Annotated in this window: 10 protein-coding genes; 7 read left to right on the forward strand and 3 right to left on the reverse strand. The window is 68.7% G+C overall.

The window, feature by feature from the left end; all coding sequences use genetic code 11:
• Positions 1–131 precede the first annotated feature (131 nt).
• The 5 genes from KN815_RS38925 (at position 132) to htpG (ending at position 4,166) form a co-directional block, all read left to right on the forward strand.
• Complete coding sequence (locus KN815_RS38925; protein WP_216346526.1) at positions 132–788, forward strand: SCO2207 family protein; 657 nt, start codon at positions 132–134, stop codon at positions 786–788.
• Positions 789–960: 172 nt separating this feature from the next.
• Entirely contained in the window at positions 961–1,173 is a 213-nt protein-coding gene (locus tag KN815_RS38930) for a hypothetical protein (protein WP_216346527.1), read from the forward strand.
• A gap of 139 nt (positions 1,174–1,312) precedes the next feature.
• On the forward strand, positions 1,313–1,759 hold the full coding sequence (locus tag KN815_RS38935) for a nitroreductase family deazaflavin-dependent oxidoreductase (protein ID WP_216346528.1): 447 nt from the start codon (positions 1,313–1,315) through the stop codon (positions 1,757–1,759).
• 146 nt (positions 1,760–1,905) lie between these two features.
• Entirely contained in the window at positions 1,906–2,061 is a 156-nt protein-coding gene (locus KN815_RS38940; protein ID WP_216346529.1) for a hypothetical protein, read from the forward strand.
• A 158-nt stretch (positions 2,062–2,219) separates the two neighbouring features.
• The gene (htpG, locus tag KN815_RS38945) at positions 2,220–4,166 is read left to right on the forward strand and encodes a molecular chaperone HtpG (RefSeq protein WP_216346530.1); all 1,947 of its coding nucleotides are present in this window, start codon (positions 2,220–2,222) and stop codon (positions 4,164–4,166) included.
• Positions 4,167–4,223: 57 nt separating this feature from the next.
• On the opposite strand, the gene KN815_RS38950 is transcribed toward htpG, so the two are convergent.
• Positions 4,224–4,874: a TetR/AcrR family transcriptional regulator gene (locus KN815_RS38950; protein ID WP_216346531.1), complete on the reverse strand. Its 651-nt coding sequence runs from the start codon at positions 4,872–4,874 to the stop codon at positions 4,224–4,226.
• 35 nt (positions 4,875–4,909) lie between these two features.
• Here KN815_RS38950 and KN815_RS38955 point away from each other — a divergent pair, with 35 nt between their 5' ends.
• Complete coding sequence (locus tag KN815_RS38955) at positions 4,910–5,860, forward strand: threonine/serine dehydratase (RefSeq protein WP_216346532.1); 951 nt, start codon at positions 4,910–4,912, stop codon at positions 5,858–5,860.
• Between the two features lie 89 nt (positions 5,861–5,949).
• On the opposite strand, the gene KN815_RS38960 is transcribed toward KN815_RS38955, so the two are convergent.
• The gene (locus KN815_RS38960) at positions 5,950–6,432 is read right to left on the reverse strand and encodes a VOC family protein (RefSeq protein ID WP_216346533.1); all 483 of its coding nucleotides are present in this window, start codon (positions 6,430–6,432) and stop codon (positions 5,950–5,952) included.
• A gap of 57 nt (positions 6,433–6,489) precedes the next feature.
• Entirely contained in the window at positions 6,490–7,224 is a 735-nt protein-coding gene (locus KN815_RS38965; protein WP_216346534.1) for a MerR family transcriptional regulator, read from the reverse strand.
• Positions 7,225–7,358: 134 nt separating this feature from the next.
• Between KN815_RS38965 and KN815_RS38970 the strand changes: the two genes are divergently transcribed.
• Entirely contained in the window at positions 7,359–9,608 is a 2,250-nt protein-coding gene (locus KN815_RS38970) for an ATP-binding cassette domain-containing protein (RefSeq protein WP_216346535.1), read from the forward strand.
• The last annotated feature ends 71 nt before the right edge of the window (positions 9,609–9,679 follow it).

The raw sequence follows: 9,679 nt of genomic DNA on the forward strand, positions 1-9,679 counted from the left end.
TAAGGTGAGGCCCGGAAGGCCCCAGCACCGTTTAATCTTCAATCACATTCGTCAAAAAATTTTCCGCCGGCCATGAGACGACTTCGACATCCGCCCGTATGGAAGGACGAGCAGCTCGAAAGGGAGTCGAAATGACACGCAAAAGGACACTCAGCGGCAAGAAGAAGCTCGGCCTGCTGGTCGGTGCGCTCGCGCTTGCGGGCACCGGCGCCGGGGTCCTGGCGGCGACCAGCAACGCCAGCACGGACGGTGCGGCGCAGTCCTCCACGGCCTGCACCGGGCTGGAGCAGGCGCTGGCCAACAACCAGAAGTTCATCGCGGACCAGCAGGCCAACCCGGACGCACAGTCGGAGGCGCGGATAGCCAATCGTCAGGCCGTCATCGAGGAGATCAAGCGAAAGCAGCAGGCGTCGGGGTGCGCCGTCGACGAGGCGGCCGGCCAGGGGGAGGCGACGGCCCCGGCCGACGGCGGCGCCTCGGCCTCGGCTCCCGCCTCCGCGGCACCCTCGGACTCCGGTGCCGGTGATTCCGGCGCCTCCGGCGAGGTTGTCTGCGCGGGGTCGACCGTCACTCTGTCCGGTGAGGGCGGTGCCCCGGCCGCCTCCAGCAATCAATTCCCGGTCGGCACCAAACTCAAGGTGACCAATCTGGACAACGACAAGTCGACAACGGTCTCCGTCGCCTCGACTTCGGGAAGCTGCGCCCTGCTCAACAACGCCGCCTTCGAACAGGTTCGCGAGCCGGGCAAATTCCTGATCCGCAACGCGCGCATCGAACGCGTGGGCTGAACCGCCGGCGCCGAGGGCAGGCCGTGGACGCGTCACGGATCGGCGACGTCTCCACGGTCCGCCCACGCCCGGGGGTGAACCGCACCCGGGCGTGAACCGCCGATCTGACCGCCATGTCCGACTGTGACCGGTATCGCAGGGTGAGCCTGCCGCACCTGGGTACCCGCTGCCCATGAACAGAAATGAGCAGCCCCTGCTCACTCCCGATCTGCCGCCGGTCGTCGACGTACCGGACCTGACCTTCCCCGCTCGTGGCCGTCAGTCCGATGAGTCGAAGCGCGCGGCGGAGCGGAATGGTGACAAGGAAACCCCCACTTCTGCCCCCACCCCCACCCTCACTCCCTCTCCCTCCCCCTCTCCCGAACAGCGCCGCATGGCGGCGTAAGGGACGACTTCCCCGTCGCTGCCCCGACGGGCCGGAGCCGGTCGGGATGATCTCGCGCACTCCCTGTGTTGAGGATGGACACGGGGAGACGTCAGGCGAGTCTTCGCATCAGGGACAACGCAGCAAGGGGACGGACATCATGCCGTTGCAGGGTGAGTACGAGCCGAGCCCGGAGCAGTTCGTACGGGATCAGGTCGAGCTGTTCGAAAGCTCCGGTGGCACCGAGGGAACGACCATGCGGGGCATGCCCGTGGTCCTCCTGACCACGCGGGGCGCGAAGAGCGGAAAGATCCGCAAGACCCCGCTGATGCGGGTGGAGCACAACGGCGTCTACGCCGTCGTCGCCTCGCTGGGCGGCTCCCCCAAACATCCGGTCTGGTACTACAACGTCGTGGGTGACCCGCGGGTCGAGCTCCAGGACGGCCCGGTGCGGCAGGACATGACCGCGCGCGAGGTCACGGGCGAGGAGAAGGCCCTGTGGTGGGAGCGCGCGGTCGAGGCGTACCCGGACTATGCCGACTACCAGACGAAGACCGACCGCCAGATCCCGGTCTTCGTCCTGGAGCCGGCGCCCGCCGGGCACTGACCTGCGACGGGGCCCGGTGCCTGCCGGCCCGCCGGGCCCCTGTGGATCACCGGAAACCCCTGTGTGATCTACGCCAAAGCATGACCGTTTGATAGATCGGGTAGCCGGGGGCTGACCCGGAATCCGCAGCCAAGGAAGTGCGCCACATGACCGCGACCGACAAACCCGACTTCGTGCCGATCTACGACAGCCTCGTGGCGGAGCACGGCGACGTCCCCGCCGAGGCCCGGGAGGCGGCCGAGGTCATCCAGCGGGAGGCCGCCGAGGCCCTGGACTGGAGCAGGGTGCGCGGCAACGGCTGACGCACTCCGGCTCCCTCGCCCGGGCCACCGCATCCGTGTCCCGTGAGCGGCCGTCCGTCATCTCCCCGGAAGGCCGCTCGGCACCCCTCACCTTCGATAAACTGTCGATGACGCACGGTGCTTGATGGCGTCGACACTTATCTCATGAGGGGAAACAGTTGACTACAGGGGTCGAGACTTTCGAGTTTCAGGTCGAGGCGCGGCAGCTTCTCCAGTTGATGATCCATTCGATCTACTCGAACAAGGACGTCTTCCTGCGCGAGCTCATCTCCAACGCTTCCGACGCGCTGGACAGACTGCGGCTCGAATCGCTCCGCGACGGAAACCTTCAGGCGGACACCTCTGATCTCCATATCGCCATTGAGGTCGACAAGGAGTCCCGCACACTGACCGTCCGCGACAATGGCATCGGCATGTCGCACGACGGAGTCGTGGAGCTCATCGGCACGATCGCGAACTCCGGCACCGCCACATTCCTCAAGGAGCTGCGGGAGTCGAAGGACACGGCCGCTTCGGCGGACCTCATCGGGCAGTTCGGGGTGGGTTTCTACTCCAGCTTCATGGTGGCCGACGAGGTGACCATGCTGACCCGTCACGCCGGGGAGAGCCAGGGCACCCGCTGGGTTTCCAGCGGCGAGGGCACCTACACCCTCGAACCGGCCGACGACGCGCCCCAGGGCACCTCCGTGACGCTGAAGCTCAAGCCGGAGGACACCGAGGACCATCTCTACGACTACGCCTCGCCCTGGAAGATCCGGGAAATCATCAAGCAGCACTCGGATTTCATCACCTGGCCCATCCGGATGGCCCCCGCCCAGGCCCCGGTGACGACGGACGAGACGGACGAGGCCGAGCAGGGCGAGGAGAAGGCGCCCGAGCTCGAGACCGTCAACTCGATGAAGGCGCTGTGGGCCCGCCCCAAGGACGAGGTCACCGACGAGGAATACCACGAGTTCTACAAGCACATCAGCCACGACTGGGTCGATCCGCTCGAGACCATCCGCATGCAGGCGGAGGGCACCTTCGAATACCAGTCGCTGCTCTTCATTCCGGCCCGCGCACCGCAGGACCTGTATATGCAGGACCGCAAGCGGGGTGTGCAGCTCTACGTCAAGCGCGTCTTCATCATGGACGACTGCGAAGCGCTGATGCCGGAATACCTCCGCTTCATCAAGGGCGTGGTGGACGCCGCGGACCTCTCGCTGAACGTTTCGCGGGAGACCCTTCAGCAGGACCGCCAGATTCAGCTCATGCGGCGCCGCCTGGTGAAGAAGGTGCTCTCGACGGTGAAGGACATCATGTCCTCCGACGCGGAGCGCTACGGGACCTTCTGGACGGAATTCGGCCGCGTTCTCAAGGAAGGTCTCCTCGGCGACCTGGAGAACCGCGAGGCGATCCTCGAGGTGTGTTCGTTCGCCTCGACACACGACACCGAGCAGCCGACCACTCTGCGCGGTTACACCGAGCGCATGAAGGACGGGCAGGAGCACATCTACTACATGACGGGCGAATCCCGCTCGATCATGGAGAGCTCGCCCCATATGGAGGCGTTCCGGGACAAGGGCTTCGAGGTGCTCCTGCTCACCGACCCCATCGACGAGCTGTGGGTCGACGCCGTGCCGGAGTTCGACGGCAAGCAGTTGCGTTCCATCGCCAAGGGGCAGGTCGACCTCGACTCCCAGGACGAGAAGGACGAGGAGGCGGAGGCCGAGCGGGAGCAGCGGCAGAAGGACTTCGCCGAGCTGCTCTCCTGGATGACCACGGCGCTGAGCGAGCAGGTCAAGGAGGTGCGGCTGTCCACGCGGCTGACCACCTCCCCGGCCTGCATCGTGGGTGACACCTTCGATGTCACCCCGGCCCTGGAGAACATCTATCGCTCCATGGGCCAGAATCTGCCCCAGATCAAGCGCATTCTGGAGCTGAACCCCACCCATCCGCTGGTCAGCGGGTTGCGCAAGGCCCATGGTGAGCGCAAGGACGACAGCGGTCTCGCGGAGACGGCCGAGCTGCTCTACAGCATGGCGCTGCTCGCCGAGGGCGGTGAGCTGAGCGATCCGTCGCGCTTCATCAAGCTGGTGGCGGAGCGGGTGCAGCAGACGCTGTAGCCATATCGCGGCGCGAAGCGGGGCGGGCCCTCTCCGGGCCCGCCCCGCGGGCGTTGGTCACCGTCCGGCGCAGGCCGCCGCGGAGGCGTCGATGAGCTGCCGCAGCGCGCCCCGGTAGACCTCGTGGTCGGTCAGCGCGGGCACGACGACGCCGAGGTTTCCGGTGAGGGCCGGGAATTCCTCGGGGTCCAGGGCGGCGAGCGCCGTGCGCGCGGCGCTGCGCACCTTCTTCGCGTCGCGGTGGTCGACGAAGGCGACGGCGCCGAGGGTGAGCAGATACAGCCGCCGGTAGATCCGGATCGCCGCCTCGGGCGCCATTCCCGCGGCGATGCTGTGCGCGAGCTGCGGCTCCACGAGGCGGCTCAGCAGATGCGGGCCCCACCAGGCGCGGCCCGACCGCAGCGCCACCAGCCCGGGATGCTCGATCAGCACCTCGTAGAACGCGGAGAAGCGGGCCTCGGTGGCGGTGGCCCAGTCGAGGTCCTGCCCCACCCGCGGCAGCCGCGCGGCCAGCCGGTCCGCGCACGCGTTCACCAGACCGTCGAAGTCGCCGCAGCGGCGGAAGACCGTGGCATGGGAGACCCCCAGCGACTGCGCCACCCTGCGGAAGCTCAGCGCCTCGGGCCCCTCGTCGTCCACGACGGCCAGGGCGGCCTCCGCGATGGCCTCCAGGGTGGGCTGATCGGCTCGGTCCCGGTTGCTTCGCACAGACCGAGCGTACCAGTGGTTGTTACAGTGTTTCAGTGACTCTTTCCATCGAGGACGTACGAGCCGCGGCCCAACGGGTCGCGGGACATATCCGGCCGGTGGCGCTCGCTCCGGTGGAGCAGGGGACATGGGGCGCGGCCGAGGGTTGGCTGGCCCTGGAGTTCCTCCAGCACACGGGCACCTTCAAGGCGCGCGGCGCGTTCAACTTCGTCAGGTCCCACCGGGAGGCGGGCACCCTGCCGGACACCGGTGTCACCATCGCCTCCGGCGGAAACGCCGGGCTCGCGTGTGCGTGGGCGGCGGCGCGGCACTCGGTACCCGCCACGGTGTTCGTGCCCGAGACCGCTCCCCCGGTGAAGGTCGGCCGGCTGCGCCGGCTCGGCGCGGAGGTCCATCAGATCGGCACCGAGTACGACGAAGCGCGGGAGGCCGCGCAGAAGCACGCCGCCGAGACCGGTGCGCTGCTGTCGCACGCCTACGACCACCCGCTGATCGCCGCCGGGGCGGGCACCGTGATGGAGGAGATCCTCCAGGCCCGGCCCGATCTGGACACCGTGGTGGTGTCGGTCGGGGGCGGCGGGCTGTTCACCGGTGTCGCGGTGTCCGCCCTGGAGCGCGGGGTAGGGGTCGTGGCCGTGGAGCCGTACGGATGCCGGGCCCTGAACGCCGCGCTGGAGGCCGGTGCGGTGGTCGATGTCCCGGTGGACTCGGTCGCGGCGGACTCGCTGGGGGCACGCCATGTGTCCTCGGACGCGCTGGAGTGGGCCCGTAAGGACGGGGTGCGGTCCGTCCTGGTGTCCGACGAGGCGATCGTCGCCGCGCGGCAGGCACTGTGGGACGACCGCAGGATCGCGGTGGAGCACGCGGCGGCCACGGCGCTTTCCGCCCTCACCTCCGGCGGCTATCGGCCGCGGCCCGGGGAGAAGGTCGCCGTACTCCTCTGCGGCGCCAACACCGACCCCGCGGACCTCACCCTGCGCCACTAGCGGCGCACTCGCGGGCCGGAGCCGTACGACGCGGGCCGGGGCCGTACGGCAGCCTGACCGCATGCCGTGCGGACCGGCCCCGGGGCCGGCTACGCGCCGTCGTACGCCGCCTGGAGCGCGGCGATATCGAGCTTGCCCATCTTCATCATCGCGTCGGTGGCCCGCTTGACCTTCTGCGGGTCCGAGCCGGTCACCATGTCGAGGAACACGGCGGGGACGACCTGCCAGGACACCCCGAACTTGTCCTTCACCCAGCCGCAGGGGCCCTCCTCGCCGCCCTCGGAGAGCCTGTTCCAGTAGTAGTCCACCTCGTCCTGGTCCGCGCAGTGCACCTGGAAGGAGATGGCCTCGCTGAAGGTGAACTGCGGCCCGCCGTTGAGCCCCACGAACTTCTGTCCGTTGGCCTCGAACTCGACGGTCATCACGGATCCCGCCGCGCCGCCGGGCTCTGCCCCGGTGTAGTGCGCGATCCGTCCGAGCCTGGAGTTCTTGAAGATCGAGATGTAGTGCTGCGCCGCCTCTTCGGCGTTGCCGTCGAACCACAGGCATGTGGTGAATCCGTCGGTGGCCATCGGTTCCTCCTGCGTTGGAGAGCGTCTACCCCTATCGACCGCTCCCGCGCCGGGAACTCATCGGTCCTCGGCCGACCGATCTTCCGTGAGGTAGTGGTGCAGCCGGCAGGAGCCTTCGAGCATGGCCGTGGCGCGCTGGGCGAGCCCCTCCTGACGCCGGGCGATGACCGTGCGCAGGGCGTCGCTGCCGCCGGTGCGGCGCAGGCCCTCGATGACGGGCCGGATCTGGGGCAGCGGATAGCGGACCTGGCGCAGCAGGTCGATCATCCGGGCGTCCCGGATGTCGGACGGGCCGTAGACGCGGTAGCCGGTGCCCCGGTCGCGGCGCGGGCGCAGCAGACCGGCGGACTCCCAGACCCGGAGGGCCGAGGTGCGCACCCCGATCCGGGCGGCCACCTCACCGATGCGCAGTGGCCCCGAGCGTGCGGGCGCCGAGGTGTCCGGGGTCTGCCCGGCGACCGTCTCCAGCGCCTCCCCCGCCGCCTGGAGGGAGAGCCGCTGGTCGTGGAGCGCGGCATGGCCGGCGTTGACGAGGGTGAGCGCCAGGGCGATGTCCTCGGCGTGGACGGCCCGCATGACCGCGCGGGCGGTCTCCGCGCCGTATCCCGGCAGCAGGGCCCGGTAGGTCACCAGGGCTCTGCGGTGCCGGTCCTCGAACCTGCGGTAGCCGGCGGGGGTGCGGGCGGCCGGGGGCAGGATGCCCGCGTCGAGGTAGTTGCGGATCTGCTGGGTGGAGACACCCGCCATCCGGGCCAGATCGACGGGGCGCAGCGCGGCGTCCGTACGGCTCACGGTTCGTCACCTTCCCGGCTAGGGTTCACCGGCGAGTTGAAGGTTAGCGCGGCTCTGCCGCACCGGATCCGGCGGGTGTTGGGAGGAAATCCGCGAAAAGTCTCAACGTGCACTTCAATGAAACACTTGAAGGCATGGATGTCAGCGAAATCAAGGTCCGTGGCGCCAGGGAGAACAATCTCCAGGGCGTGAGTGTGGACATTCCCAAGCGAAGCCTTACGGTCTTCACCGGCGTCTCCGGCTCCGGTAAGTCCTCGCTCGTCTTCGACACCATCGCCGCGGAGTCGAGGCGGCTGATCAATGAGACCTATACGGCCTTCGTCCAGAACTTCATGCCGACGCTCGGCCGTCCGGATGTCGACTCGCTGCGGAATCTGAGCGCGGCGATCATCGTGGACCAGGAGCCGATGGGCGCCAACTCCCGTTCCACGGTGGGCACCGCCACCGATGCCCACACCCTGCTGCGGATCCTGTTCAGCCGGATCGGCAGCCCCTATGTCGGCCCTCCGCTCGCCTTCAGCTTCAACACGGCCGAGGGCATGTGTCCGCGGTGCGAGGGGCTCGGCCGGGTCACCGATATCGACATCGCCCAACTCGTCGACAGCGAGAAGTCGTTGAGGGAGGGTGCGATCACCGTCCCCGGATTCGAGGTGGAGAGCTGGCACTGGCAGGTTATGGCGGCCTCCGGCCTTTTCGACCCCGATATCAGGCTCCGGGACTACTCCCCCGCCCAGTGGGAGGACTTCCTCCACAAACCGGCCACCAAGATCAAGGTGGGGAAGAACAACCTCACCTACGAGGGGCTGGTGACCAAGGTCCGCCGGCTGTACCTGGCGAAGGACCGGGAGACGATGCAGCCGCGGATGCGCGCGTTCGCCGACCGGGCCATGGCCCTGACCGAGTGCGCCGAGTGTGAGGGCGCCCGGCTGTGCGAGGCCGTCCGGTCCTGCCGGATCGACGGCCGCTCCATCACCGAGTGCTCGGCCCTTCAGATCAGCGATCTGGCGGAGTTCGTGGCCGGGGTCCGGCACGATTCCGTCGGACCGGTGCTGGAGAGCCTGCGGGCGCTCCTGGACTCACTGGTCGAGATCGGCCTGGGCTATCTGAGCCTGGACCGGGAGTCCTCGACCCTGTCCGGGGGCGAGGCCCAGCGGGTGCGGATGGTCCGCCATCTGGGCTCCAGTCTGACCGATGTCACCTATGTCTTCGACGAGCCCACGGTGGGTCTGCATCCGCATGACATCGAGCGGATGAACCGGCTGCTGCTCCAACTGCGGGACAAGGGCAACACGGTGCTGGTCGTGGAGCACAAACCGGAGACCATCCGGATCGCGGACCATGTGGTGGACCTGGGGCCCGGCGCGGGGGCGGCGGGCGGGCGGATCTGCTACCAGGGCGACCTGGCCGGGCTGCGCGCCTCGGACACCCTGACCGGGCGCCATCTGGACCACCGGGTGCGGCTGCGGGAGACGGTGCGGCAGCCCAGTGGGCAACTGCCGGTCCGGGGCGCGCGGTTGCACAATCTGCGGGATGTGAGCGTCGACATCCCCCTCGGTGTGCTCACCGTCGTCACGGGTGTCGCCGGATCGGGCAAGAGCTCCCTGATCCATGGATCGCTGTCCGGGCGGGAGGAGGTGATCGTCGCCGACCAGTCGGCGATCCGTGGCTCCCGCCGCAGCAACCCGGCCACCTATACGGGGCTCCTCGATCCGATCCGGGCGGCGTTCGCCAAGGCCAACCGCGTCAAACCGGGTCTGTTCAGCGCCAATTCCGAGGGTGCCTGCCCCCGGTGCAAGGGCATCGGGCTGATCTACACCGATCTCGCGATGATGGCCGAGGTGGCCTCGGTGTGCGAGGACTGCGAGGGAAAGCGGTTCCGGCCCGAGGTGCTGACGTACCGGCTGCGCGGGCGGAACATCAGCGATGTCCTGGGCATGTCGGTGACCGAGGCGCGGGAGTTCTTCGCAGGCGGTCAGGCCCGGCTGATCCTGGACCGGCTGGCCGCGGTGGGGCTGGGCTATCTGGGGCTCGGCCAGCCGCTCACCACGCTCTCCGGGGGTGAGCGCCAGCGGCTGAAGCTGGCCATCCATATGGCGCGGAGTGGTACGACATACGTTCTGGACGAGCCGACCACCGGATTGCATCTCGCCGATGTGGACCAACTGCTCGCCCTGCTCGACCGCTTGGTCGACGCGGGCAACACGGTCGTCGTCATCGAGCACCACCAGGCCGTGATGGCCCATGCGGACTGGATCATCGACATGGGCCCGGGGGCGGGTCATGACGGCGGTCAGGTGGTGTTCACCGGCACCCCCGCCGACCTCGTGGACACCGGCGGCTCCCTCACCGCCGTCCACTTGCGCGACTACGTCAAACGGGCGTGAACCCCCTCGCCCCGGCGGTCCTGTCCCGTCCTCGTCCCGTCCCGGGCCGAGGGCTCGGGACGGGACCGCCG

The sequence above is a fragment of the Streptomyces niphimycinicus genome (genome assembly GCF_018883605.1).
GTDB classification, from domain to species: Bacteria; Actinomycetota; Actinomycetes; order Streptomycetales; family Streptomycetaceae; genus Streptomyces; species Streptomyces niphimycinicus.

Bases quoted from the DNA above. Each gene is read 5' to 3' on its own strand.
- KN815_RS38925 (WP_216346526.1), top strand. From the start codon at position 132: ATGACACGCAAAAGGACACTCAGCGGCAAGAAGAAGCTCGGCCTGCTG.
- KN815_RS38930 (WP_216346527.1), top strand. From the start codon at position 961: ATGAACAGAAATGAGCAGCCCCTGCTCACTCCCGATCTGCCGCCGGTC.
- KN815_RS38935 (WP_216346528.1), top strand. From the start codon at position 1,313: ATGCCGTTGCAGGGTGAGTACGAGCCGAGCCCGGAGCAGTTCGTACGG.
- KN815_RS38940 (WP_216346529.1), top strand. From the start codon at position 1,906: ATGACCGCGACCGACAAACCCGACTTCGTGCCGATCTACGACAGCCTC.
- KN815_RS38960 (WP_216346533.1), bottom strand. From the start codon at position 6,432: ATGGCCACCGACGGATTCACCACATGCCTGTGGTTCGACGGCAACGCC.
- KN815_RS38970 (WP_216346535.1), top strand. From the start codon at position 7,359: ATGGATGTCAGCGAAATCAAGGTCCGTGGCGCCAGGGAGAACAATCTC.